General features: G+C 56.1%; 22 protein-coding genes. 10 read left to right on the top strand and 12 right to left on the bottom strand.

The genetic code is table 11. The features are described from left to right. Positions 1 to 64 precede the first annotated feature (64 nt). The 5 genes from ACZYUB_RS14580 to ACZYUB_RS14560 all read left to right on the top strand — a co-directional run bounded on the left by ACZYUB_RS14580 (position 65) and on the right by ACZYUB_RS14560 (position 6,010). Entirely contained in the window at positions 65 to 1,324 is a 1,260-nt protein-coding gene (locus ACZYUB_RS14580; RefSeq protein ID WP_463948978.1) for an HD-GYP domain-containing protein, read from the top strand. 221 nt (positions 1,325 to 1,545) lie between these two features. Then, positions 1,546 to 1,971 carry a L,D-transpeptidase family protein gene (locus ACZYUB_RS14575; RefSeq protein WP_463949003.1) on the top strand — a complete coding sequence of 142 codons (426 nt, stop codon included), beginning with the start codon at positions 1,546 to 1,548 and terminating at the stop codon, positions 1,969 to 1,971. Between the two features lie 92 nt (positions 1,972 to 2,063). Continuing rightward, positions 2,064 to 4,628, top strand: coding sequence for a bifunctional lysylphosphatidylglycerol flippase/synthetase MprF (gene mprF, locus ACZYUB_RS14570; RefSeq protein WP_463948977.1), 2,565 nt, complete (start codon positions 2,064 to 2,066; stop codon positions 4,626 to 4,628). Between the two features lie 8 nt (positions 4,629 to 4,636). After that, positions 4,637 to 5,326 carry an AcvB/VirJ family lysyl-phosphatidylglycerol hydrolase gene (locus ACZYUB_RS14565; protein ID WP_463948976.1) on the top strand — a complete coding sequence of 230 codons (690 nt, stop codon included), beginning with the start codon at positions 4,637 to 4,639 and terminating at the stop codon, positions 5,324 to 5,326. A gap of 102 nt (positions 5,327 to 5,428) precedes the next feature. Further along, positions 5,429 to 6,010, top strand: coding sequence for an EF-hand domain-containing protein (locus tag ACZYUB_RS14560; protein WP_463948975.1), 582 nt, complete (start codon positions 5,429 to 5,431; stop codon positions 6,008 to 6,010). Between the two features lie 52 nt (positions 6,011 to 6,062). Here the strand turns inward: ACZYUB_RS14560 and ACZYUB_RS14555 are convergent, their stop codons facing one another. The 6 genes from ACZYUB_RS14555 to mdtH all read right to left on the bottom strand — a co-directional run bounded on the left by ACZYUB_RS14555 (position 6,063) and on the right by mdtH (position 11,402). Next, positions 6,063 to 6,479 (bottom strand): bacteriohemerythrin, encoded by a 417-nt coding sequence (locus ACZYUB_RS14555; protein ID WP_463948974.1) that lies wholly within the window; start codon positions 6,477 to 6,479, stop codon positions 6,063 to 6,065. Positions 6,480 to 6,569: 90 nt separating this feature from the next. Next, positions 6,570 to 7,367 (bottom strand): trypsin-like serine peptidase, encoded by a 798-nt coding sequence (locus ACZYUB_RS14550; RefSeq protein ID WP_463948973.1) that lies wholly within the window; start codon positions 7,365 to 7,367, stop codon positions 6,570 to 6,572. Between the two features lie 102 nt (positions 7,368 to 7,469). Continuing rightward, on the bottom strand, positions 7,470 to 7,889 hold the full coding sequence (locus ACZYUB_RS14545) for a hypothetical protein (protein WP_463948972.1): 420 nt from the start codon (positions 7,887 to 7,889) through the stop codon (positions 7,470 to 7,472). Positions 7,890 to 8,049: 160 nt separating this feature from the next. Next, complete coding sequence (rstB, locus tag ACZYUB_RS14540) at positions 8,050 to 9,333, bottom strand: two-component system sensor histidine kinase RstB (RefSeq protein WP_463948971.1); 1,284 nt, start codon at positions 9,331 to 9,333, stop codon at positions 8,050 to 8,052. A gap of 11 nt (positions 9,334 to 9,344) precedes the next feature. Beyond that, positions 9,345 to 10,076 (bottom strand): two-component system response regulator RstA, encoded by a 732-nt coding sequence (gene rstA / locus ACZYUB_RS14535; protein ID WP_463948970.1) that lies wholly within the window; start codon positions 10,074 to 10,076, stop codon positions 9,345 to 9,347. 108 nt (positions 10,077 to 10,184) lie between these two features. Then, positions 10,185 to 11,402: a multidrug efflux MFS transporter MdtH gene (gene mdtH / locus ACZYUB_RS14530; protein WP_463948969.1), complete on the bottom strand. Its 1,218-nt coding sequence runs from the start codon at positions 11,400 to 11,402 to the stop codon at positions 10,185 to 10,187. A 225-nt stretch (positions 11,403 to 11,627) separates the two neighbouring features. Between mdtH and ACZYUB_RS14525 the strand changes: the two genes are divergently transcribed. Further along, the gene (locus tag ACZYUB_RS14525) at positions 11,628 to 12,527 is read left to right on the top strand and encodes a LysR family transcriptional regulator (RefSeq protein WP_463948968.1); all 900 of its coding nucleotides are present in this window, start codon (positions 11,628 to 11,630) and stop codon (positions 12,525 to 12,527) included. Positions 12,528 to 12,549: 22 nt separating this feature from the next. On the opposite strand, the gene ACZYUB_RS14520 is transcribed toward ACZYUB_RS14525, so the two are convergent. Then, complete coding sequence (locus tag ACZYUB_RS14520; RefSeq protein ID WP_460882200.1) at positions 12,550 to 12,873, bottom strand: HI1450 family dsDNA-mimic protein; 324 nt, start codon at positions 12,871 to 12,873, stop codon at positions 12,550 to 12,552. Positions 12,874 to 13,047: 174 nt separating this feature from the next. Between ACZYUB_RS14520 and ACZYUB_RS14515 the strand changes: the two genes are divergently transcribed. Then, positions 13,048 to 13,455 (top strand): bacteriohemerythrin, encoded by a 408-nt coding sequence (locus ACZYUB_RS14515; RefSeq protein WP_463948967.1) that lies wholly within the window; start codon positions 13,048 to 13,050, stop codon positions 13,453 to 13,455. Between the two features lie 45 nt (positions 13,456 to 13,500). On the opposite strand, the gene ACZYUB_RS14510 is transcribed toward ACZYUB_RS14515, so the two are convergent. Next, complete coding sequence (locus tag ACZYUB_RS14510; protein WP_463949002.1) at positions 13,501 to 14,952, bottom strand: protein adenylyltransferase SelO; 1,452 nt, start codon at positions 14,950 to 14,952, stop codon at positions 13,501 to 13,503. Between the two features lie 206 nt (positions 14,953 to 15,158). Here ACZYUB_RS14510 and ACZYUB_RS14505 point away from each other — a divergent pair, with 206 nt between their 5' ends. Further along, positions 15,159 to 15,854, top strand: coding sequence for a pirin family protein (locus tag ACZYUB_RS14505; RefSeq protein WP_463948966.1), 696 nt, complete (start codon positions 15,159 to 15,161; stop codon positions 15,852 to 15,854). Positions 15,855 to 15,880: 26 nt separating this feature from the next. On the opposite strand, the gene ACZYUB_RS14500 is transcribed toward ACZYUB_RS14505, so the two are convergent. Then, on the bottom strand, positions 15,881 to 17,455 hold the full coding sequence (locus ACZYUB_RS14500) for a bacteriohemerythrin (RefSeq protein ID WP_463948965.1): 1,575 nt from the start codon (positions 17,453 to 17,455) through the stop codon (positions 15,881 to 15,883). A 330-nt stretch (positions 17,456 to 17,785) separates the two neighbouring features. Next, positions 17,786 to 18,628, bottom strand: coding sequence for a hypothetical protein (locus ACZYUB_RS14495; protein WP_463948964.1), 843 nt, complete (start codon positions 18,626 to 18,628; stop codon positions 17,786 to 17,788). Between the two features lie 316 nt (positions 18,629 to 18,944). Between ACZYUB_RS14495 and parC the strand changes: the two genes are divergently transcribed. Together parC and ACZYUB_RS14485 are read left to right on the top strand one after the other, a co-directional pair. After that, on the top strand, positions 18,945 to 21,206 hold the full coding sequence (parC, locus tag ACZYUB_RS14490) for a DNA topoisomerase IV subunit A (RefSeq protein WP_463948963.1): 2,262 nt from the start codon (positions 18,945 to 18,947) through the stop codon (positions 21,204 to 21,206). A gap of 81 nt (positions 21,207 to 21,287) precedes the next feature. Then, complete coding sequence (locus ACZYUB_RS14485; RefSeq protein WP_463948962.1) at positions 21,288 to 21,557, top strand: hypothetical protein; 270 nt, start codon at positions 21,288 to 21,290, stop codon at positions 21,555 to 21,557. Positions 21,558 to 21,621: 64 nt separating this feature from the next. Here the strand turns inward: ACZYUB_RS14485 and ACZYUB_RS14480 are convergent, their stop codons facing one another. Next, positions 21,622 to 23,280 carry an EAL domain-containing protein gene (locus tag ACZYUB_RS14480; protein WP_463948961.1) on the bottom strand — a complete coding sequence of 553 codons (1,659 nt, stop codon included), beginning with the start codon at positions 23,278 to 23,280 and terminating at the stop codon, positions 21,622 to 21,624. Between the two features lie 157 nt (positions 23,281 to 23,437). Next, positions 23,438 to 24,166: a hypothetical protein gene (locus tag ACZYUB_RS14475; protein WP_463948960.1), complete on the bottom strand. Its 729-nt coding sequence runs from the start codon at positions 24,164 to 24,166 to the stop codon at positions 23,438 to 23,440. Positions 24,167 to 24,355 lie beyond the last annotated feature (189 nt).

Here is a 24,355-nt window from a genome sequence, read left to right as displayed (position 1 = left end):
TTGCGGCGGGAACCATGGGCCGTAGCGCCCTTCTGCTTGCTGCACAAAAACAGAAGGAGTGGTGATGGGCAGCTATAACCTGTGTCTGCGGGAGGTGATCCTGGCATTGAGTTCGGCGCTGGATTATGTCGGCATTGAAGACATCAGCCATGGCAAGCGGGTGGCTTTTATGGCGGCGGAATGTGCACGTTGTGCGGGTTGGCCGCAACACGAGATAGAACATCTGCTGGTGTTGGGATTGTTACACGACTGCGGAGTTTCCAGTAGCCATGTGCATCAGCATCTGGTCGAAGAGTGGGATTGGGAGGGCAGCCTTGAGCATGCCAAGCGGGGGGCTGAGCTGCTAGCCGCTACCCGCTTGCTCCAGCCCTATGCCGAAGAAGTCCGTTATCACCACATGCATTGGCAGCAACTCCGTGACATGGCGTTGCCGGAACTGACGCGTCGGCACGCCAATCTGATTTATTTGGTGGATCGGGTGGATGCCCTGCGTGCGCAACACCAGAGCGCCGGAGGGGGCTTGGTCGGAGCCAGTCACTGGGGCGCGCTGATCAGCCGACATAGCGAGATCGAATTTGACCCCGCACTTTGCCAGCTGTTTATCCGCACCTCGGGTAACGAAGCCTTCTGGATGCAGCAGGATGAGGAAGCACTGGATGACTATTTCAGCTCGTGGGCGCATTACGGCGAATCCATGGCCGTGGAGTATGAGTCCTTGCTGGAGCTGGCCTTCATGTTTGCCAATATTGTCGATAGCAAGAGTGAATTTACCTATCGTCACTCCCTCGGTGTCAAGGCGGTCGCTGCTCTCCTGGCTGATACCCTGCACCTGCCGCCATCCGAGCGGGAAGCGGTCGTCCTGGCGGCTTTGCTTCACGATCTGGGCAAACTCAGGGTCGAAGATGCGGTGTTGGAAAAACCGGGCCCTTTTGATGCTCAGGAGCGGCTGTTGATGCACCGTCACTGTTTCGACACCTGGCAGCTATTGAAGCGGATCAGTGGATTTGAAGAGATAGCCCGCATTGCCGCCATGCATCATGAAACCCTGGATGGTCAGGGTTATCCCCGGGGGTTGAGCGGTGCCGAAGTGCCGAGAACGGCACGCTTGATTGCAGTGGCTGATGTGTTTCAAGCCCTGGTACAAAATCGTCCCTATCGTCAGCCAATGCCACTTCCGCAGGCCATCGAAGTCATGACGCAGCTGGTGGCTCGTGGCAAGTTGGATCCTGAGCTGGTGGGCCTGCTGTTTTTGCATGCTGACGAGGCCTATCAATTGGCGCGTCAGCATGAAGTGGTGCATCGCGAGTCTGCTGATAAAAAATAGCCGTCGATCACGAATGCTCCTGTTGTATGCCGCAGAGAAATCCATAAGATGGCAGCCGAAACGGTCGACAATAATAAATACTGATGGTGAGCCCATTGGCGTCACTATCAGGAACTGGTGAGTATCCGAGGGAACGAATGAAAGTGTTGTGTTACGTGCCGGTGATTCTGGGGCTTTTGCTCTCGTCCGGTGATGCGTCAGCCTCCTTGTCCAAGGCGGATATGAAGGCTGATTTGGTGGTGGTCAAGAAGTCCCAATACAGCCTGACCCTGATGAAAGGTGGCAAGCCGATCAAGCGTTACTGGATCGCGTTGGGTTCCAATCCCAAGGGGCCCAAGATCCGTCGTGGTGATAAGCGGACGCCGGAAGGCCGCTATTTGCTGGATTACAAGAAGGACGAATCGGGCTTTTACAAGGCGATTCATATCTCCTATCCCAATCTGACTGATTTGCAGCGCGCCAAGGCGCTGGGGGTCGAGCCTGGTAATATGGTGATGATCCATGGTCAGCCGAACTATGCTACCGAAGAGCAGGCCGCCGTGCAGAACTCCAACTGGACCAACGGCTGTATTGCCCTGTTGAATCAGGATATGGCCGAGCTGTGGGAGCTGGTAGACCCAGGCACTCCAATCGAGATCCATCCCTAACCTGACAGCAATGGATCTGATTGAGCCTCCTTGCTCGATTCCATTATGCATATCGTTCGATATCTGGTGCCATCATGGCAGGAGTTTCATGGGTGAGGAAGCCTTGGCGTTTCTGGGTGGGAACGGCGTTTAGTCTGCTGATTCTCACTCTGGCTTTGAGTCTGCTTTATCACATCGGTGATGAATATCACTGGCGTGATGTCAGTGCTGAAATTCGACAATTACCATGGAGTCGTATCGTCCTGGCATTGTTGTTTACCGTAGTGAGCTACTTGTTGCTGACCCTGTACGATACCCTAGCGGTGCGACAGGTGGGGGGCCAGGTCCCCTATCCTAAGGTAGCTTTGACATCCTTCATTGCTTACACCTTTTCAAATACCCTCGGCTTCGCCCTGTTGACCGGAACGTCCATTCGTTATCGCTTCTATTCGGCTCTGGGACTTACGACCGGGCAAATTGCCCAAGTGGTATTTTACTGCTCGGTGACCTTTTTCCTCGGTCTGTTTCTGGTGGGGGGGCTGGCGCTGAGTTTGGGGATGGCGACTTTGCCCGCGGCAGTGCAACTGCCTGGCTGGTTGTATCCACTGTTGCATGGTTTGGGCCTGTCGGCGGTGGGGTTGGCAGGGGCTTATCTGATTTTGCCGTTGCTGCGTTCTGAACCGCTGAGGTTTCGTGGTTATGTCTTGCCGTTGCCACGTTGGCGAGAAAGCGCCGCCCAGATGTTGGTTGCGATTGGCGACTGGATGGCGGCCGCTGCGGTGTGCTATGTCCTGCTCCCTGCGGTTGATGGGCTGAGTTATTGGCATGTGCTCAGTATCTTTGTGGTGGCGAATCTATTGGGCGTTCTGGCTCATGTTCCTGGCGGGATCGGCGTCTTCGAGTCGGTGGTGACGCTGTTGCTGGCTCCTTTGCTGCCTGCGGCTCAGGTGCTTGGTGCCCTGATTTTTTATCGTCTTCTCTACTATGTGCTGCCCTTCTTCATGGCTCTGGTGCTGTTCACCAGCCTGGAATTGTTGCAACACCGTCAGCGTTTGGGTCAGCTGCAGCAACTGTTGCACAGTGCCCGTCAATTATTGCCTGCCCTGATTAGCCTAGGAGCCTTTGCGGCCGGGACTCTGTTGTTGTTCTCCGGGGTGACTCCGGGCATTGATAGCCGCCTGACCTGGTTATTGCAGGTATTGCCTTTGTCGCTGCTGGAGATGTCCCATCTGATGGGCAGCATCAGTGGTGTACTGCTGTTGCTGCTGGCGCGCAGCCTTTATCGCCGCTACGACTCCGCCTTCCGCATCACTCAGTCGTTGTTGCTGGCGGGGATCCTGTTTTCTCTGCTCAAGGGGCTGGATTGGGAAGAGGCGTTGCTGCTGGGAACCTTGTTTGTGGCGATGTGCCCCTGCCAATCGTTATTTTATCGTCGCGGCTCACTGATCCATGCGCCATTTACTCTCGGATGGTCGTTAGCCTTTGGTGCCGTTCTGCTCGGGGCCTTCTGGCTATTGCTCTTCTCCTATCGTCATGTGGATTACAGCCATGAGCTCTGGTGGCTGTTTTCGCCCGAGGCCATGGCTTCGCGCGGATTACGGGCTCTGGGCAGCGTGGTGGGGATTGTGGCGGCCTCGGGGTTTGCTTATCTGTTGCGCCCGATGCGTATCTCGGCCGGCATGCCGTCTGATGATGAGCTCCGCAAGGCGCAAGATCTGGTAGTCCAGGCTCCCAGCACCCATGGACATCTGGCCCAATTACGTGACAAGTCGTTATTATTTCACCCCTCGGGTGAAGCATTCCTGATGTATGCCATCGAAGGGGCAAGCTGGGTGGTAATGGGTGATCCCATCGGTAAGGAGTCCTGTTTTGACGAGCTGTTATGGCAGTTCCGTGAGCTGTGCGACTATCACGATGGCAACCCGGTCTTCTATCAGGTACCACCCAAGCACTTGCCGGATTATCTCGAGTTGGGATTGACACCGTTCAAGTTGGGGGAGGAGGCCATCGTTGATTTGCGGCAATTCAATCTGAGTGGCAGCAAATGGCGAAGTTTGCGGCAGAGCCATGCCAAGGCACAGCGCGATGGCCTCTCCTTCGAGGTGATCCCCGCCGAGGAGGTTACCAGTTGGCTACCTCAGCTGCGAGTCATCTCCGATGCCTGGTTGGAGGGCAAACAAGGCCGCGAAAAAGGATTTTCGGTGGGTAATTTTGATGCTCGATACCTCGGTTGTGGTCCGTTGGCGCTTGTCCGTCATGAGCAGACGCTGGTTGGGTTTGCTAACCTATGGACCAGCCAGAGCTTGCATGAGCTGTCGGTCGATCTGATGCGTTATCACCCGGCACTGACTTCTGGCGGAGTGATGGATTTTCTGTTTACCGAACTCCTGTCCTGGGGGCAGGCGCAGGGATACCAGCAATTCAATCTGGGAATGGCGCCGATGTCCGGCTTTGCTAACCATCCACTAGCGCCGTTTTGGGGCAAGTTGGGTAAGGTGTTGTATGTGCGGGGCAATCGTTTCTATAACTTTCAGGGATTGCGCCGCTATAAAGAGAAGTTCAATCCGGACTGGCAGCCTCGTTACTTGCTCTGTCCGGGAGGAATGGCGGTCCCTCGCGTTCTCACCAACCTCGTCAGTCTTATCAGCCGAGGCTCTTTGGGTGTTCTGCATAAATAGGTGGCAAGATGCGATTCCTGATTGGATTATGCTGTTGCTGGCTGGCGTTACCCCTGCAGGCTGGAACCATGGAGGAGCAGCTCGGACTGACCCCCTTGGCGGTGGCTGGTAACCAAGCACCTCTGGTCCTATTCCTGAGCGGTGATGGCGGCTGGGTCAAATTGGACAAGTCAGTGGGAGCCTTGTTGCAGAGTCAGGGGGTACCGGTCGTCGGTTGGAGTTCGCTCTCTTATTACTGGAAACGCAAGACACCACAACAGGTCACTACTGACGTCGAACGTATCCTCGATGTTTATCTACCGCGTTGGCATCGACGGCAGTGGGTGCTGGTGGGTTACTCTTTTGGTGCTGAAATCGTCCCTTTTGTCATCAATGGGTTGCCTGCTCGCTACCGTCAGCAGTTAGTGGGAGCGGCCATGCTTTCTCCCTCGACTTCTTCCGATTTCGAAGTGCATGTCAGTGAAATGGTGAGCAGCAATAGCAAGGGTAGTTATCTGACGGAACCCGAGGTGCTGAAGATCCGAGATGTTCCCATGATCTGTCTCTATGGTCAGGATGACACTGCCGAGGACCAACTTTGTCCTCGATTGCACCAAGCAAACGTCACTGGTATCAGTGTGCCGGGTGGGCATCATTTCGATGACGATTACTCTCTGCTGGCTGAGTTGTTGTTGCGGCATATCAACTTACAGCCCTGAGTCCTGCGGTCACGATTTGTCACAAATCACCCGGTTATCGACAAAGTTATGCGACACCTGACGGATATGCTTTCAGGCGTACCCACTAAGGAGTTGCCTACCATGAACACACTGATGACCAAAACACTGATCCTCTCTTCTTTGCTGACGTTGGCGACCTGGGCTTATGCTGCCGAAGATACCGCGACCGCTCAGAGCTCCGTGCACCCCAAGGCCCTGTTTGCCCAAGCCGACAAAGATGGCGATGGCAAACTCACTAGCAGTGAATTTGCCGAGTTACAGACATTACACGATGCCGAGATGGCCAAACGCCAGGCGGCGCGTCCAGATTTTGCCACTCTCGACAAGGATGGTGACGGCCTGGTGAGCCAGGATGAGATGCGAGCTGGCATGCAAGCCCATCGCGGAGGACGCCATGGTGGCCGAGGTGGTCAATGTGGCGGAGAGCCACGGCATGGGATGTTAAGTCAGGCGGATGCCGACAAGAATGGCACCCTGAGCGAGAGCGAATACCAGCAGTTGCTGAAACTGCGTCAGGAGCGTCAAGCTCGAATGAATGCGGCTACGCCGGATTTCAAAACGCTGGATACCGATAAAAACGGCCAGTTGAGTCAGGAGGAGTTACGAGCCGGGATGCATAAAAGCATCAAGATGATGGCAACACCAACCACTGACGCTGAATAGCGCCATCTCTGACCATGAAGGCCCGCATTGCGCGGGCCTTTTCTATGGGCACTTAATCGGGTGGCGTCCGTTGCTGCAATAAAAACAACCCCAGTTCACGATCCTCTCCCTGAATATGATCCATAAACCATTCGCGCAGTGATTCGCTCACCGTGCTGTCCAGCGGCAGGTCTCCGCCGAGAAAGCGCTGATTCAGGACGTAGGCCTGTTGGGTCAGCCGTACATGTTGGGCTTGGTGGCGCGCCAGATGCGGATAGTTTTGCTGCTGCATCAACTGCTCTTCGGTGGCGAAGTGCTCCATGGCGTAATTACACAACAGCTCCAGTCGGGCGGAAAACTCCGGCCGCTGCATGGGCTCCGTAATACAGGTGTGCAACTGGTTGATCATGGCGATCATGACTTGATGCTGTTCATCGATGAGCGGGTGTTCTGTCGCTAATTGGTTACTCCATTCAAGGATAACAGGCATGTGCACACTCCCTTGGCGTATCGGTCTGTCCCTAGTATGGCAACAGTTGGGCCTCTACCACCAACAATAGTCTTTCGTTTTTTGTGCCATTTATGACGCCATCCAGCGATCCAGTTGCGACTTGATGGTTGGTATCGCCAACGCCAGGTTATCGGCTCGCCAGCGGTCGCTGGCATTGGGCGCTGAACTCTGAATGCCGATGACGCGCCAGCCTTGATGGGTTGGCAATAACAGCGGCGAGCCACTATCGCCGGGCAGGGTGTCACAGCGATGTTCCAGTATCCCCTGCGCATTGAACTTGCGGATCCGGCAACGAGAATGCACCAACAGGGTATCCAGACTGTCTTGTGGGTAACCCCCCTGACTCACCTGATTTCCCTGCTGGTTGAGTGCGATCTGCAGACTGTGCCGATCCCCGGACCATAAGGGGATCGGCGTAATGGCGTGCACAGGCGCGGGAAGATGCAGCAGAGCAAAATCATAGCGACTGGCTTCAGGACTAATGATGAAACCATCACCATCGGCGGTCAGTCCCTTCGCCAGCTCTTGCGGTAGCAGCAGACGATCAGGTTGCTGGCTCTGGTGGGGGTCTCCCGCCAGGCGCACACTCAGCGCCGCTTGTTGGTGGCGGTTGGCGGAGATAAAGCAGTGACCTGCACTCAGCACCCATTGCGGTGCGATAAGGAGGCCGCTGCAGAGGTTCTGTTCGGCGGTTTCAATCTGGGCGACGGCGCTCCAGGGGGAGGCGTCGGTGGCGACCGCTTGACGATCATCATGGCCAAACAGCAGCGTATTCTTCTCGGCGTCTTGTGCCGATGCTCCGAATGTCGGGAATGAGACTAAGGCTGTTAGCGTCAACCACCGCAGGATCCTGGATCGGTCAGACATGCGGAATCTCCATGTACTCGATGCCAATAAATAGGAGGCCAAATAGTAAAACCTTGCGGGGGAGACTTGCTCCGACCGCAAGGCTAGGGTGTTGCGACTGACTTAAGCAGCCTTTGCTTTGGCGGCTGGCTTGGCGGCTACATGTTTCTTGTGCTTCGGAGCCTTCTTGGCCGTTTGAGTCTTCTGTGCGGCTGGTTTAGCGGCGACATGCTTCTTGTGCTTCGGAGCCTCCTTGGCCGCTTGAGTCTTCTGAGTTGCTGGTTTAGCGGCTACATGTTGCTTGTGCTTCGGAGCCTTCTTGGCAGCCTGAGTCTTCTGGGCGACAGGCTTGGCCGCAACATGTTTCTTGTGTGTCACCGGGTTAGCGCTGGCATGCTGCTTGTGCTGGGTGGTTTTGGGGATCGGGGCTACTTTAGCCGGGGCCGTCTGCGCGGCCGCCGATTGTGTGGAGGTGGCGGCCATACTGACGGTGGAGGCGAGCCCGAACAGAGTAGCGATAGCAAGAGTGAGCAGTTTTTTCATGGCATATATCTCCAAGGAAACACAGGGTGGTGATGGGGCAGGGATGGTTGCTGGCTGCCTTGAAAGAGATGCTATGTGGTTGGCGCTTGCTATTCAGTGGTTCATGGGTATCCAGTTGTAACCAAATGTACGAGGCGCTAGGGGCGTAGGTTCCGGCTTGTCAGCTGTGTTGTGGCCAGGAGAGGGTGAAGCTGGCACCACCTAACGGGCTAGGCCCTAGGACCACCTCGCCGCCATGAGCTCGCATCACGCCTGCGACTATGGCCAAGCCCAAGCCGCAGCCTCCCGTGTGACGATCCCGACTGGGATCCAGACGCATAAAGGGTTCAAAAACCTGTTCATAATGAGTTGGCTCTATGCCCGGACCATCATCTTCGATACACAGTCGGGCGAGCTGGTCATCCGCCAAGACGCGGATCCGGATCCGTTGCCTGGCATAGCGCCGTGCATTGCCAATCAGGTTATCGACGGCTCGGGTCAGCAGGAGTGCATCACCCTGCCAGTGCTTGGGGGGCGCAGGCAGATCCAACTCGAGTCGCAGGTTCTCCATCAGGGGTTGCCATTCCTGTTGCCTCTGTCGCAACCAGGGTTCGACAGCGAGTGTAGTCAACTGCAAGTTGGGCTCCGGGCGATCCAGACGGGCATAGACCAGCATTTCATCAATCAGGCCGTCCAGACTCGATAGATCTCGGGTTATACCCTCGCGAATAGTGTCGGGTAACGACTCCAGCAGCTCCAGCCGATAACGCAGTCGTACCAGGGGGGTTCGTAATTCATGGGCTATGCCATCGGTGAGCTGTTTGCGACTAGCGATCAGGGTTTGTAACTTGCCAGCCATGTGATCGAAGGCGGTGCCGAGACGGAGGAGCCCGGAGTCCGCCGCGAGTTGGCTGCGAATGGATAGATTTCCTTCACCCAACTGGTGGGCGGTTTGCTCTAGGCGTAACAGGTCCCGCCAGTGTGGCCGCATCCACAGGAATACCGGAATGGCCAGCGAGAGGCCGAGAACGGCGATCAGCAGATAATCCAATAGGCGCAGTTCGCGCAGGAAGGAGAGATAGGGAATGGGGCCGACCACCATCACATAATCGCTTTGCGGCAGACGCTGCAGGAACCGATCCTGCTCTTCGAGCATGATGATATCGCCATCCAGCAGCGCAGTTCGGGCCGAGGACTCGACACTGGCTTCAGCCTCCTGCAGCGGCTGCACCCGAATATCGAACGAGAGGGGGGAATCAATCTGCTCCAGCTTGGCGGCCCATTGTTCCGGGGGCGTGTGTCGCAACTCACCGCGCAGCAAGGAGAGGGCTCCTTGCATCAGATCATCCAGCGACTTGTCCATCGCTCGTTCGGCGGTCAGCCGATAGACGCCGCCGATAAGGAGTGCCATCACCAAGAAGCAGACCATGAGCAGCAGGTAAAACTGGATAAAGAGTTTGCGCATGCTGTGAAGACTCAGTGTGATGAGGGGGACGGCTCCCAAGCATTGGGAGCAAATAGGTAGCCACGATGACGCACCGTCTTGATGCGATGCGGAGCGCTGGGATCATCCCCCAGCTTGCGTCGCAGACGGGAGATGGCCACATCCATACTGCGATCCAGACCATCATAATCAACGCCGCGGAGCAGTTTGAACAGATGTTCCCGACTCACCACCTGACCGGCATGACAGGCTAGCTCCCACAGCAGATCAAAGTCGGCGGTCGATAAAGCAATCGAGTGATTGGCTAAGCGCACATCCCGGCTTTGGGGGTCGATACGCAACTCGCCAAAGCTCAGCTGGCGTTGACTGAGCAGTCGACTGTTACTGTCGACGATGGGTGCTGTCGGCCGTTGCCGTAGCTGGACGCGCAAACGGGCCAGCAGTACCGAGGGGGGCGTGGTTTTCAGGATGTAATCGTTAGCCCCCAGCTCGAGCCCGAGGATCTGGTTCATATCGCTGTCCAGTGCGGTCAGCATGATAATCGGCCCCTCGAAGGTCGGACGCAGATCCCGACACAGAGTCAGGCCATCAACCCCGGGTAGCAGGATATCCAGCAGTACCAGATCGGGCTGTTGCGCCGCTATGCATGCCAGCGCGCGATCACCCCGCGGTTCGATATGCACCGACATGTCGTGACGGGAAAGAAACTCGGCAATCAATTGACCCAATTCCGGGTCATCCTCGACAAAGACGATATGGTACATGGGCATGGACAACCAACAACCAGTGTTCAGGTGCGCAGCATACTCCGGCTGTTCCCGGGATGGATAGCCAGATGTTGCGCGAAATCCTCAGATTTCACTATCCGTAGCTCAAGTTACCGGATAGGCGTCAAGCTCGGCGAGCTTACTGGGGCGTGGGCGCCGGAATTGCCAGGCCAGTGCCAACAGGGTGAGGACACCGACCAGCCCCAGGATTAACCAGGGTAAGGCCGGCCAGTCGCTATGTCGGCCAAGGTCAAACAACCAACCGCCCCCCAGGTAACCGGCCATGCCACCCAGTGCCAAACCAATACGGCTGAGACCCATGTAGCTGCCGCGGGCATTCGGATTGGCCAGCGAAGTAATCAGGGTTTCACGGGCCGGTTCGGCGATGCTGCAGCCCAGATAGAACACCCCTATCAAAATAAATAACGCCAACAGATGGTGCGCCAGCGGCACCAGCACCAAGGCGAGAGTCATCAGACTTAAACCGGCCATGAGTCGCGCGGGCAGGGAGAAGCGTTTTTCGCTCCAGCGGGCTAGTGGGTAGAGCAAACTCAGGGCGATGACACTATCGAGCATATACATCCAGCCGACCGCCTGAGCGTTACCCGCCATCTCCTTGGCCAGGATGGGCAGCATCAGCATTACCTGCACGCCGAGCACAAAATAGCCGCTCAACGTCAGAACAAACCACACGAAGCGGCGATCCTGCAGTACTTCATGCATACCGACCCGCATCGGCAAGCGGCGCAGCGATAAACGATAGGCTGGCAGCAGCAGAGCGTTACACAGCGCAGCCAGACAGAAGAGTGCGGCCGCCGTCCAGCAGACCCACTGGAAGTTGTAACTGAGCAACCAACTGCCCAGCAGGGCTCCGAGCACGGCACCGGCGCTGTCTTGCACCATCATCAGAGAGATGAAGCGGCCCCGCTCCTGCGGTGTGGTGAATTTGATGATCAGTGCCGAGCGCGGCGGATCAAACAACATCCCTCCCAAACCGGAGAGCACGCAGGAGGCGATCAGGATCCAGGGGCTGTCGGCCAAGGCCAGGCTGGCAAAGCCCAGGGCGCGCAGCAGCATACCGATGACGATGAGCGGTTTGGCGCCGAAGCGGTCGGCCAGGGAGCCGCCGAACAGACCCAGCCCCTGCTGGGTCAGTTGCCGCAATCCCAGTGCCAGTCCGACGATGCTGGCGGCCCAGCCCAGCTCATCGACGAAGCGGATGCTGATGAGCGGCATGACCACGAAGAAACCGAGGATGACCAGCAGGTTATCCAGCAACAGAAAATATTTGCCCATGCGCCGGGCATGAGAGACGGACGCCATGCAACACCTCGATAAACAATGCCGATGCCAGGTTTGCGAAGGTAACCTGGTTCTGATGAGTCAAAAATGAGGAGCGGAAGGCCAAAATGAGCGGATCCTTGTCAGAATGCCGGTTATGACCGCGTACCTCTTCCATGGAAATCTTCTTCGGCAGGGGATTATTTTCCATTGGCTTTAGATATATTGATAGCCATGATCTAGTGATAGTTATTATTGGAAATACTTATGTCTGTGACCCTGGATGATCTGCGTCTGTTACTGGAGGTGAGTACCACGGGCAGCTTCAGCCAAGCGGCGGCACGGCTCGGCTGGTCACAACCTCAAGTCAGTCAGCGTATCGCCGCTCTGGAAGCGGCGCTGGGGGTGACGCTGTTTGCCCGCCATAGACGCGGAGCCAAGGCGACAGCGGCCTGCGAGCATTATCTGCCTGCGGCCCGGCAGGCACTGCATCTACTGGATGAAGGGCGTCTGGCACTGCAGGGCGCTCCAGCATTACCCCGGGTGACGCTGGCGAGTTTGCCGTCCCTGTCGGCCGTGGTGATGGGCTCATTGCTAGTGGTGTTGGCCGAGGCACCGATGGAGATCCGCTGCGAGACCGACCACTCCAGCATTGTCATGGAGTGGTTGCTGACGGGAGCCGTGGATGTGGGCTTTGTGCTGAAGTGTCCGGCGATTGCCGGCATCCAGATGGAGTTGATGTGCCACTCGCCGATCATCGCGGTCGCGGCGGCGCCCCATCCTCTGGCTGGTGCTCGTTCGTTGCAATTGGCGGATATCGCCGATCAACGCATAGCGCCTCAATATTGGGGCGAAGAGTGTGATGGCTTGATGCAGCAGATCCGGCGTTTACGCACTCAGGTTCAGCCATTGCACGCCATTCAGCCGGGGAGTGCGGCTCGTGAGCTGGCGCTGGAGCATGGTTTTATCACCATCATGCCTGAGTTGGTGGTTCGACGGGATCTGCTGGCCGGTCGATTGGTGCGCTTGCCGTTGGTCGATTTACCGGCGGCTAGCTGGCAAGTGATGATGGCCTACCGTAGCGGAAAACGATGGCATGATGCCAAGGAGCGGGTGTTATTAGCGGCCAGGGCTCTGGCTGAAGAGTGGCAACAGCCATTGCCCTGACCGGCAGTATCACGCGACGAGGTTATCGTTGTTGCCACTGCACCTGACAGTGACGCTCGTCGGGATGACGGGATAGCAGCATGCGGGCGAACAAGCGGTCAAACTCTTCGTCCTCATTCAGCAGGCCGATGCAGATCTCGACGTGACGTTCCGGATCGATATCAAAATCGACATATTCCTGCCAGTCGTCCTCCGGGGTGCTGTCACCCAGAGCACCACGTTCCTCGAACTCGGCGTTGAAACATTCGATCTGCTCGGCGCTCAGGTTATCGGCCGCCAGCTCCAGAAAAATCTCATAGGCGTGATCCAGTAGTTCGTCGACGCTCAGCAGTTGTGGTGATTCCATAGTTTTCTCATGGTCGGTGAATCCAGCCATTATTAGAGCATGGATTTTAGCAGGGGTCATGCCGAAGCATCGGCAGCAGAACAGTGACCGCATCGAAACTGTCAGCAGAATAATTATGTAACAGTTGAGTCCAGACACTACCCTTGATGACAGAGTAGAGCACAGGAGTCGGCTATGAGCATTATCGAATGGAGCGAAGTCTTCGCGACCGGGCATCCACTGATCGATCATCAACATCAATCACTGTTTACCCTGATGAATGAGCTGGATCAGTCCTTGGCCCAAGGCGCCAGTGAAGAAGCGCTTTGGGTGCGATTACTGCGGTTGCATGAGTTGACCCGGGAGCACTTCCGTTGTGAAGAGCGTTTGATGCAGGAGCAGGGATTTCCGCAACTGGCGGCTCATCGCGCTGAACACACTAAAATTCTGCTCAATGGCGAACGCTTGATGGAGCAATATCGGCATGGCCAGTTGCGCTTGGGTGAGGCATTGCCGGAGAAGCTCCATGGTTGGGCCGTCCGGCATATTCTGGAAGAAGATCTGCAACTGGCAACCTTTATGCGGCAACGAGCCCGGCAATAGCGAAAGCGCGCGTGGGTGTAAACCGTATCCTGTTGAGTCGAGGGGCTAACTGGAACAGGATATTTCCAGATGCCGTCCCCAATCCGGGGGCAGCCCAGCCAGATCTTCATACTCGGGTTGTTCTGCAAACGGCTGTTGCAAGCAGTGATGCAGCCGCGCCAAGGGCGCCGGATCATCCTGTTCTGCCGCCGCAATCGCCATCTGGGCCAGATAGTTGCGAAGTATATATTTGGGATTCACCTGATCCATCGCGGCCCGGCGCTGGGCGTCACTGGCCATTTCCCGCTGTAAGCGTTGCCGGTAACTCTGTAGCCAGTGATCCAGCGCTGGGCGATCGAGGATCTCATCCTGAAGCTGACATGGCGCGATTTCGCGCCGCACCTCACTGAGCAGACGAAACGTTCGGGTGAAGTCCAATCCCTGATGCTGCATGAGCTCCATGAGTCCCAGCAGCAGATCGTTATCCCTTGCTTCCTGCTGCTGTAAACCCAGCTTGGCGCGCATCAGGCGGGAGTATTCATCCATGAGTACGCCTTCATACTCGGCTAGCTGTTGCTGCAAGATGTCAGTGTTCAGTAGAGGGGTTAGTGATTGCGCCAGACGGTTGAGGTTCCACAGCCCGATACTGGGCTGATTGTCGAAACTGTAGCGCCCCTGGTGATCCGAATGGTTGCAGATATAGCTCGGATCAAACGCCTCCATGAAACCATAGGGACCATAGTCCAGAGTGAGACCTAACAGACTCATATTGTCGGTATTCATGACACCGTGGGCAAAGCCGACGCTCTGCCATTGGGCTATGAGTCGGGCGGTCCGCCCGACTATGTCGCCAAACCATGCCTGGTAGCGGGGTTGCTCTTCGGCAATGGTCAGCAACTCCGGCCAATGATGACGAATGGCAAAATCCGCCAAGTTTTTGAGTTGCTGGAAATCGCCGCGCTGATAGAAGTGTTCGAAATGACCGAAACGCAAATGACTGTCACTGATCCGCAGCAGCATGGCACCTCGCTCTTCCTGCTCCCGGTACACGGGTTCTTGGCTGGTGACCAATGTCAGGGCGCGCGAGGTGGGGATCCCCAGATGATGCAAGGCTTCGCTGGCCAGAAATTCGCGAACCGAGGAGCGCAAGACGGCACGACCATCGCCCATTCTGGAGTAGGGGGTTAGCCCGGCGCCCTTGAGGTGCCATTCCACGCGCCTCCCGTTGCTCAGTTGCTGCTCGCCAAGCAGTATTCCGCGTCCGTCACCTAACTGACCGGCCCAGATACCGAACTGATGACCACTGTAGACCTGGGCGAGTGGACGCATGCCGGGCAACAGATGTTGTCCGCTCCAGACTCGGTTGGCAAATGGCGGCAAAAATAAGCGGTGGGGTAACTCGAGTTCATCGGCCAGAGCTTGATTCCAGTACAGCAAACGAGCGCCTTGTAAGGGAGAAGGCGCCAATTCGGTGTAGGTGTCGGGCAACTCGGTGGCCCAGTGCGAGGTGAACATCAAAGACACAATGAAACTCCTGGTCGGCATCAGCACCTAGATACGGAGTTGGCGGCCATCCGGATCAGTCGTCCTCATGGTGCGCTGCTTGATCCCGTCACGCCAGCTGATCGCTACGATTTCTTGCAATGATAGCGCCGGATATTTGCGCTATTCATCCATCAGGACTCCACTATGATCGAGACCTTCCCCGATTTGCAGGAGTTTTTATGCGTCACTTTCGTCCCGCCGCCGAGCGCGGCCATGCCAACCATGGGTGGCTCGACAGCTATCACAGCTTCTCGTTTGCGGACTACTACGATCCGCAGTACATGGGATTTTCGGCTCTGCGGGTGATCAATGAGGATCGTATCGCGGCGGGTGCCGGTTTCCCGACTCACCCCCACCGGGAAATGGAGATCCTGACCTATGTGCTGGATGGCGCCGTGGCGCATAAGGACAGTATGGGCAATGTGGCGACTGTGAGCGCTGGCGAATTCCAGATCATGAGTGCGGGCACCGGCATCACTCATTCGGAGTTTAACCCGTTGCCGGAGCAGGCATTGCATCTGTATCAGATCTGGATCTTGCCGGGTATGGCCAAGGTGACACCACGCTATGCCCAGCAACGCTTCGATGCCCCTCGGGGTCGACAGTTGATTCTGTCTCCAGATGCCGAAGCGGGCTCGCTACGGGTGTACCAGGATATGCGGTTATGGCGCTGGGCATTTGAGCCTCGGGAGCAGGAGCAGCTATTTCCCCTGGTACAAGGACGGCATCTTTGGTTACAGGGCGTCCGCGGAGAGGTTATGGTTGATGGTCAGTTGCTGGCGGCAGGCGATGGCTTGGCGATTTGGGATGAGTCGGCGATCCAGATTGCATCGCTGGATCTGGATGCTGAAATCCTGTTATTTGATTTGCCTTGAGCGTGGATGCGGCAGCTTGCCGCATTTCATGATGCCTCATCCGTAGCCGATGGCGAGTCCCTTTGGGCGGGTTGCTGATCCGGGCGCAGAAACGGGTAGTATTTACGGTCATATTTGAACATGTGGTTCAGGATTACGTCTTGCACCACAAAATTCAGCAAGCTGCTCAAGGGTAACTCCTCGGATACGGCTGCTTCACTCAGGGCCGCCGCTTGCTCGAGCAACCGTTGATGCTCGAGGCGGTGGGATTGCAGCTCCGGATAGTCGAGAGCGGTCATCAACTCTTCCTCGTGGTGAAAATGTTCGGCGGTATGGGCCAGCAAGGCTGCGAGATTGTCCTGAATACTGTCGGTTGCATGCTGTTGTTCCAGCGCCGCATTGAGCAGCGCGTTGGCCAGTTCGAACAGCTGGCGATGCTCTTGGTCAATAGCTGCTGAGCCACACTCGTAGCTATCCTTCCAGTGCAGGCGTACCAGTTGATGGCGCTGGTCATCGGGTTGCTCCAGCTCGGGATGGGCAAGGACCGGGGTGAAAAACTGGATCTGATTGCGGCCACTCTCTTTGGCTTGATACATGGCCTGATCGCCATGTTTGAGCAACTGTTTCTGGGTTTTGCCATGTTCTGGGTAAAGCGCAATGCCGATGCAGCAAGCAATCGACAATGGAGTCCCATCGCTCATTTCGAAACTTTGATTCAACCGCGCATGAATTTTCTCCGCGATGGGTAGCACCTGCTCTTTTTCGATGGGGCCAGGCAGTAACACCACAAATTCATCCCCGCCCAGCCGGGCGACCGTATCGGATTCGCGGACACAGTTGAGCATGCGGCGGGCCACCATCTTCAGCAGCCAATCGCCAGTATGATGACCGTATTGATCATTCACCGGTTTGAAATGGTCGAGATCGATAAACAGCAGCGCCATTTTTTGCTGTTCTCGATGGGCGGTGATCATCGCCTGCTGCAACCGGTCTTGTAACAGACGACGATTCGGTAATTTGGTCAGGGCATCATAGAACGCCAGATTGTGCATCATCTCTTCACTGGCTTTGCGTTCGCTGATGTCGCGGGTGACGCCAAGGACCGAAACCAGCTCGCCGGCATCGTTGGCATGCAGGGTCGTCACTACTTCGGTATGGATCAGATGGCCATCTTTGTGGGGTTGTTCAATCGCCAGGATGCGTTTGGTATCTCGCCGATCGCCTGCATTCCAGCGAACAATCGCGTCCTCCAGCGTGGCTAGAACTCGTTCTGCAGACTCTGCCGTCATCCACTCGGACAAGTCTTGCTGCATCACTTCTGCCGCCGTAAAGCCACGCAGTGCCAGCACGGATGGGCTGATATAGGTCAGACGTCGAGTAGCCAGCTCCATGGTCCAGATGACATCGGCGCTGTTCTCGGCAATAAAACGGAAGTGCCGTTCATTTTCCGCAACTTCATTGCGCAGGGTGAGTTGCGCGCTACGTTCTTGACGTAACTTGCGGATCAGATACAGCAGCAGTAGACCCGCAACTGTAAGCAGCACGGAGTAGAGAATCAGAAAATCGGAGGGCGGCAAGAAGCAATGAACGAGAGGCGGTGTGGTTTGCGTGTTCACCTGCATACTGCTGTCTCCCGCCCAGGCCCCTGGTCCGCCGGTCAGGAGCCAGATTGCGGGTAGCCAGCCTCCCCGGCAGCACCGAATCAGGTTCTTACGCTGTCGTCTGTTGGATAACCGATCCTGATTCACGTCGAAGGCTCCCTGCCGAGTGGCCCGAAGGCCGTGTTGCTCCTAGAGTTTAGGAAATCGGTGATGGGTGCAAGCCAAGAGTGATAATGACGTAAATTTAATATGGCTTTATGTGGCTGACATCCGCTGAAGTGCGCTTCTGTCAGCCTGATATGGCGCGTATGAATACGATCGTACGCGCCAGAATGGGAATATGCTGCCCGTCTAGAACAGATAGGACCCCTTAAGGCCAAATTCCAGGGTGTTGTTGGCAGGCTCCATTCCCGACATCGAGTAGTAGTATTGGTCATCGGCGATGATGGTATTGACCTGATCCGAGTCTTCGATATTCCAGTACATCAGATAGGGGCCAGCTCCCCAACTGCCTTGCTGATATTGGCTACTGATCCGGATACCGTATCCTTGATTCTGCTTGTTCTTAATTTCCTGACCATAGGTAAAGTTACCGTGGCCCGCCAGATCCTCAAAATGGGAGCTTTGCTTGCCCTGCAGTAGATAATCCAGCTCCAGGATGGTCTCCAGTTTTGCCGTCTCGCCCAGTGCCATACGATGAATGGCGCCTACCGGTAGATAAAAGTACTGGCTCTCACGACGATAGCCGACAGATCCGGTGCTACTGTCGCCACGCAGATCGTTGAACAGGTAGCGATAGCCAAAGCCGGAGTAGGGGGCAAGTACCGAATTGGTCAGTTCAATATCTTTACCGAACAGGGTGCGGACCTCGGCATACCAGTCGGGGATGTTATCTGCGGTGCCAGTGCCCGCGCTCTCGTAGTCGGCGTCGCCGGTGGCATAACGGCCATCCAGGCGCATAAACCAGGCGCTGTCGAGCATCAGGGTGCTGCTATAATCCACACCTAACTTGACCGCCTCCAGCGACATAAAATCCGGCTCTTCATATTTGTAGTGGCTCAGGGTTATACCCAGCTGTTGCCCGTTACGGCTATGCAAGCTCTCGACTCCTGCCGCAGCAGCGTTAGGACAAATCCATGTCGCCATCACGGCGGTAGCCAGGATGGGAGTGCGCAAATTCCATTTTAATTTCATTCCATTTATCCCTGATTATTCAATTGGCTGCAGACAACACGCTGCGGCTAGCAATTATGCTGAGTTCCCGATAGCGATTCAAACGAAGATTATTGTTCTGGCGTGGTACGCCGACGCTATGTGGATGTGATTGAGCTAAAGCTGGATCGGGTATTTGTCTTGGCATGCACCGCTTGATTGCGTCTGGACCTTGGATGGGGCAATCCAGCGTTAGCGCTCAAGTTTTTGCTCATCCGATGGTAGTCTAGGCGGCTTGCATGTCATCATTATGGCCACTTGCCCGAGTGCGGGTGGTCAACGGGATTGAAGAACACACATGAGTGATGCCGAACTGAGCCTCGAAGGGGTGGAGCGCCTGCCGCTACGCACTTTTACCGAACAGGCCTACCTCAACTATTCCATGTACGTGATCATGGATCGCGCCTTACCCCATATCAGCGACGGTTTGAAACCGGTGCAGCGACGCATCATCTATGCCATGAGCGAGCTGGGGCTCTCGGCGCTGGCGAAACACAAGAAGTCGGCCCGCACCGTCGGGGATGTGTTGGGTAAATATCATCCCCATGGTGATTCTGCCTGTTATGAGGCCATGGTGTTGATGGCACAACCCTTCTCCTATCGCTATCCACTGGTGGATGGGCAGGGGAACTGGGGGGCTCCAGATGATCCAAAATCCTTTGCTGCCATGCGATACACCGAGGCCCGGCTGTCGAAATTCTCCGAGGTGTTGTTGGCCGAGCTGGAGCAAGGCACCGTGGAGTGGGTACCAAACTTTGACGGTACCTTGAAAGAGCCCGCGTTTCTGCCAGCCCGTTTACCTCATATCCTGCTCAATGGCGTGACGGGGATTGCGGTTGGTATGGCCACCGACATTCCGCCGCACAATGCGCGGGAAGTCGCCAATGCCTGTATCGCGTTACTGGATAACCCGGCCGCCAGCCTCGGTGAGCTGATGAATCATATCCAGGGCCCGGATTATCCGACCAGTGCCGAAATCATCACGCCACGTAGCGACATCCGCAAGATCTATGAAACGGGTAAGGGCTCCATCCGCATGCGTGCCGTGTATCGGGTCGAGGATGGCGAGATCGTCATCATGGCGCTGCCGCATCAGGCTTCGGGTGCCAAGATCCTCGAACAGATCGCCGCCCAGATGCAGGCTAAAAAGTTGCCCATGGTCACCGACCTGCGGGATGAGGCCGATCACGAGAATCCAACCCGGATCGTGATAGTGCCGCGCTCGAATCGTGTGGACGTGGATCAACTGATGCAACACCTGTTTGCCAGTACCGATCTGGAGAAGAGTTACCGCGTCAACCTCAACATTCTTGGCCTGAACAACCTGCCCCAGGTCAAGGATCTGAAGACCCTGCTGGCCGAGTGGATTGTATTCCGCCGGGAAACCGTGCGCCGTCGGTTGCAACATCGACTGGACAAGGTCGAGCGGCGTTTGCACCTGTTGGAAGGTTTGCTCATTGCCTATCTGAATCTGGACGAAGTGATCCACATCATTCGTACCGAGGAAGATCCCAAAGCGGTACTGATGGCCCGCTTCGAGCTGAGTGAAGAGCAGGCGGACTACATTCTCGACACCAAGTTGCGGCAGTTGGCTCGTTTGGAGGAGATGAAGATCCGCGGCGAGCAAGATGAACTGGCCAAAGAGCGGGACCAATTACAACAACTGCTGGGTTCCGAGCGTCGCATGAACAGCTTGTTGAAAAAAGAGCTGCAAGCGGATGCCGAGAAGTATGGTGATGAACGCCGCTCACCCCTGGTCGAGCGGGAAGAGGCCAAGGCTCTGACCGAAAAAGAGTTGACCCCTAGCGAGCCGGTGACTGTGATCCTCTCCGAGATGGGCTGGGTACGGGCAGGCAAGGGACATGAAGTGGATGTCGCCGGGCTGGCTTACAAGGCCGGTGATCAGTTCCTCGCGGCCGCAACCGGTCGCAGCAATCAGCAGGCGGTGTTTCTCACCAATCAGGGGCGCACCTATGCGCTGGAGGCGCATACTCTGCCGTCAGCCCGCTCCCAGGGTGAGCCGCTCACCGGACGTTGCAGTCTGAATCCGGGCGAGCAGGCCCGATTTGCCCTGTTGGGGAATGATGAGGAGCGATATCTGATCTGCTCCGATGCCGGTTATGGTTTTATCTGCAGCTACAGTGATTTGGTGTCGAAGAACAAAAACGGCAAGGCATTACTCACGGTGCCGGAAGGGGGTGAGGTGATGGCTCCCCAGCGCATCCAGGATGTGGCCCAGAGCCTGTGCCTAGTGATCAGCAATGAGGGACGCATGCTGCTGTTCCCGCTGTCAGAGTTGCCTGAACTGGCCAAGGGCAAGGGCAACAAACTGATTGGCATTCCGGGTAGCCGGGTGGCCAGCCGTGAAGAGTTTGTGACCCAGGTGGCGGTGATCCCGGCTGGACAGCCGGTGACCCTGCATGCCGGTAAACGCAAGCTGACCTTGAAGCCGTCAGATCTGGATCTGTACCGCGGCGAGCGCGGACGGCGCGGTGCCAAGTTACCGCGTGGTCTGCAACGGGTCGACAAGGTCGAGCTGGAGAGTGTCGATCCTGCTTGATAGTTACAGTCTTCAATGCCCGATACCCAGGTTTCCTGGTGTCGGGCTTTTTTATCTATTGGTGATGACGAGAATGATGAGATGACAGAACAAGACGAGTTCTTTGATGAATCGGCGTTGTTTGCCGCGGTGGAAAACCAGCTTGCGGATGGCAATCCTCTGGCGGTCAAGGAAACCATGCTGCGTTTGCGCATGACCGGTTTCAGCCATCAGGAGGCGCTGGAGTTTATCGCCTGTGCACTGGCGGCGGAAATTATGGTGATGGAGGAGCAGCAGGTTCCATTCAATGAGCAGCGCTACGCCGGCTTCTTGGCCTGCTTGCCAGAGATGCCATGGGATGATGCGACCTAGCCACTAGTTTTTGTAGCTATGGCAGTATCGCGTCGGAAATCAAGCACAGTGCTGGCGCTCTGGCTCAGTTTGCCAAGGAGCTTGCCATCCGGGGTCGGCAGTAGCCGGTTTCGGGCGCTGGTTGGTTGCCGTTGGCTGTCTGATGGGCCAGATGGAACTTCTTGAACTCGATGCTATTGATCGGCTTGGAGAAATGCCAGCCCTGTAGACTGTGGATATGACGCCGAGCGACAAAGGCCACATCGGCGGCGAGTTCAACGCCTTCCACCAGCACTGGGGCACCGTAGCCGTTCGCGACGGTCAGCACGGCATCAAAAATTCGATCGCCCCCTTCTTTATCCACCGCCATCCGCACCAGGCTACGGTCGATCTTGATGAGTTCAAAACCGAATTCATAGAGTCGGGCCAGGTTGTTATAGCCGGTGCCAAAGTCATCGATCGCCAGTTTGAAACCGTACTGGTTGGCCAACTGCAGTACTTTGCGAGTTGTACTGCAGGAGTTATCGATCAGTTCGCGCTCCGTGATCTCCAGGGTCAATTGGCTGGGATGAATACCATGGCGGTGCAGGGTCTGATACGCGCGCTTCAGAAAGAAGGGGGACTCGAAATGGGAGGCGCTGATATTGATCGATAGATAACAGGTCGGGTTGGCTTTCAACCACTCACCCATCTCGATGGAGAGCTGTTCGATCAGCCACTGAGTCATGGGCACTATCATGCCGGTCCGTTCGGCGATCGGAATAAAGATATCCGGCATCACCAGCCCTTGTCGGGGATGATTCCAGCGGATCAGTGCTTCGGCGCCGATGCAGAGGCCACTCTGGTTGTCCATGGTGGGCAGATAATGAATGACAAACTCCTGATTGCGGATGGCTCGCCCCAATTCGCTGCTGATCTCACGGCTGAATCCGCGTCCAGATTTCATGTAATGCCATAGTCCCCACATTAACGCGGTAAAGAACAGGGCACTGCCAACGAAAATGGGTGCCAATAGCCCCCAAGTGGCGAGAAAGTAGTGGGGCGATACTTCGGTGGTAATGCGCAGCAGGCCGTCCCGTGACTCTGTCGATATCGTATAGCGTGAGCCGGGCAGACCGTCCTTGATCGCGGTTTCGTCATACATCAGCAGGTTTTTATTGGGTAGCAGCATCCCTAAGGGCTGATGATTGGCGCGGATGGTGATCAAGGCCGCAACCGGAACTTCTCCTGCCGACAGCAGTGGGCGGAAGAACTCTTGCTGGTTGAGTAGTAGATTGACGCCTTTATCGGCTTCTATGCCTAGCGCCAGAATGTTCGAATAGTTATTCAGATCGCCGAATTCGGAACCATGAATATTGGTCAGCCGCCAGCGGCCGGGGATAAACACCGAATCAATGGGATCCATCTTGATGGCGGGTGAATGCATCCCCCAGGATGAACAGCGCATCAGCCCCTTATTGATGACCGCCGCCTCACGAATATAGGCGTAGTCATAGGCCAGCGAGCGCATCAGTTTCAGACTCTCCTTGGTACAAATCCCCTGCGACCGATCAGCCAGCAGCAACAGCAGGCTCTCTGCTTCATCCAGAGTATTGTTGACGTGGTTGGTCAGATCGCTGGATAACTCATGAGTTCGGTTGCGGACCTGCCAGTCGGCCACGTAGCCGCTGACCAGAGTCAAGATGACCACCGGGATCAGGATGAAGAGGGCATAAGCCAACCAGTAGTGACGGTAGGAGCGCATGACGGATCCTGAGGAACAGGGGAAGACAGCGCCATCATAGCAATCGTTGATTTTTTGCCCACGACTTCCGTGCTGATTTGCGTCATGGGTCTATCTATCAGATTTTGAATACGTTTTCAGCTTCATGCTCTTGTGACGTAGTGGGTGGTTACTGGTCTCATAAAGCTCCGCCAAAGGGTAGAACCACTTTTTGGACCGGAAACTGTGGCTGCCAGCGCTCCACGCTGCGCGCCGAATAATCGATTTCGGTACGAACCTCGCGAATGGCAAAACGGCGTAGATCCTCCGGTGGCAATACGAAATAGCCGTCGGCCTTGTAGGGGGGCAGTTTGCCAATCCAGCACACGCGTTCGTCGACACCGATCTGTTTGAAAAATAACTGCTCCAGCGATACCTGCTGGCGTAGCAACCGCACGTCATCACTGGACAGGGTGACGGCCTTCTGTTCGAACAGTTCCGGTTGCTCATGTTGCAGCAGTTGATAATGCAGGTTGCCTTGCCAGGCGACTATGGCTCCGGGCTGGATCAGCTTTTTGCGCGCCGCCGGGAACCAGTAATTGGCGCAGCTTCCCAGACAGAGTCTGCTGACTTCCAACGTCAGCTGTTGTTGATGGATCCAGTAGCCCAGAGCAATTGCGGCTTCGGTACTTCCACCCCGGGAATCGACCTCGAGTACGCGTACCGATTTGCCTTTGACCAAGGCTTGAAAGCGATGAACTGAGTCCCAGCTGATCGGGCCGATGAAGCGGGCATGACCGCTGCTGGCATCCAGACTCAGGGTTGGCGTTGGCTCTTGCATCACCGACGCACAACCACTCGCAACGAGCAAAACCAGCAAGAACGATAACCGGATGCCTCTGGCATAGGCGTAGGACCCTATTGACATGAATGACTCCAATTCCATGGTGATAACGGCAGTCTAACTGGCGTACACGGCAAGCTCCAGTGGTGGATGCTCACCGCGTGATCAGTTACTTCTTCGATGAAAACGGCAGCAAACATGCTTCATGTGAGGCGCGGATGCTGTGAGCTCTCGGAGGCGATGCTATACTGTCGCCCTTCAAAAAGAGGGATC

It is taken from the genome of Pseudaeromonas sp. HNCC25DJ182 (genome assembly GCF_055413365.1).
The sequence above is the reverse complement of the archived record's forward strand: the minus strand, read 5'-3'. Positions and strand labels throughout refer to the sequence as shown.

Bases quoted from the DNA above. Each gene is read 5' to 3' on its own strand.
- ACZYUB_RS14580 (WP_463948978.1), top strand. From the start codon at position 65: ATGGGCAGCTATAACCTGTGTCTGCGGGAGGTGATCCTGGCATTGAGT.
- ACZYUB_RS14575 (WP_463949003.1), top strand. From the start codon at position 1,546: ATGAAGGCTGATTTGGTGGTGGTCAAGAAGTCCCAATACAGCCTGACC.
- ACZYUB_RS14565 (WP_463948976.1), top strand. From the start codon at position 4,637: ATGCGATTCCTGATTGGATTATGCTGTTGCTGGCTGGCGTTACCCCTG.
- ACZYUB_RS14560 (WP_463948975.1), top strand. From the start codon at position 5,429: ATGAACACACTGATGACCAAAACACTGATCCTCTCTTCTTTGCTGACG.
- ACZYUB_RS14555 (WP_463948974.1), bottom strand. From the start codon at position 6,479: ATGCCTGTTATCCTTGAATGGAGTAACCAATTAGCGACAGAACACCCG.
- ACZYUB_RS14550 (WP_463948973.1), bottom strand. From the start codon at position 7,367: ATGTCTGACCGATCCAGGATCCTGCGGTGGTTGACGCTAACAGCCTTA.
- ACZYUB_RS14545 (WP_463948972.1), bottom strand. From the start codon at position 7,889: ATGAAAAAACTGCTCACTCTTGCTATCGCTACTCTGTTCGGGCTCGCC.
- rstB (WP_463948971.1), bottom strand. From the start codon at position 9,333: ATGCGCAAACTCTTTATCCAGTTTTACCTGCTGCTCATGGTCTGCTTC.
- rstA (WP_463948970.1), bottom strand. From the start codon at position 10,076: ATGTACCATATCGTCTTTGTCGAGGATGACCCGGAATTGGGTCAATTG.
- mdtH (WP_463948969.1), bottom strand. From the start codon at position 11,402: ATGGCGTCCGTCTCTCATGCCCGGCGCATGGGCAAATATTTTCTGTTG.
- ACZYUB_RS14525 (WP_463948968.1), top strand. From the start codon at position 11,628: ATGTCTGTGACCCTGGATGATCTGCGTCTGTTACTGGAGGTGAGTACC.
- ACZYUB_RS14520 (WP_460882200.1), bottom strand. From the start codon at position 12,873: ATGGAATCACCACAACTGCTGAGCGTCGACGAACTACTGGATCACGCC.
- ACZYUB_RS14515 (WP_463948967.1), top strand. From the start codon at position 13,048: ATGAGCATTATCGAATGGAGCGAAGTCTTCGCGACCGGGCATCCACTG.
- ACZYUB_RS14505 (WP_463948966.1), top strand. From the start codon at position 15,159: ATGCGTCACTTTCGTCCCGCCGCCGAGCGCGGCCATGCCAACCATGGG.
- ACZYUB_RS14500 (WP_463948965.1), bottom strand. From the start codon at position 17,455: ATGCAGGTGAACACGCAAACCACACCGCCTCTCGTTCATTGCTTCTTG.
- ACZYUB_RS14495 (WP_463948964.1), bottom strand. From the start codon at position 18,628: ATGAAATTAAAATGGAATTTGCGCACTCCCATCCTGGCTACCGCCGTG.
- parC (WP_463948963.1), top strand. From the start codon at position 18,945: ATGAGTGATGCCGAACTGAGCCTCGAAGGGGTGGAGCGCCTGCCGCTA.
- ACZYUB_RS14485 (WP_463948962.1), top strand. From the start codon at position 21,288: ATGACAGAACAAGACGAGTTCTTTGATGAATCGGCGTTGTTTGCCGCG.
- ACZYUB_RS14480 (WP_463948961.1), bottom strand. From the start codon at position 23,280: ATGCGCTCCTACCGTCACTACTGGTTGGCTTATGCCCTCTTCATCCTG.
- ACZYUB_RS14475 (WP_463948960.1), bottom strand. From the start codon at position 24,166: ATGTCAATAGGGTCCTACGCCTATGCCAGAGGCATCCGGTTATCGTTC.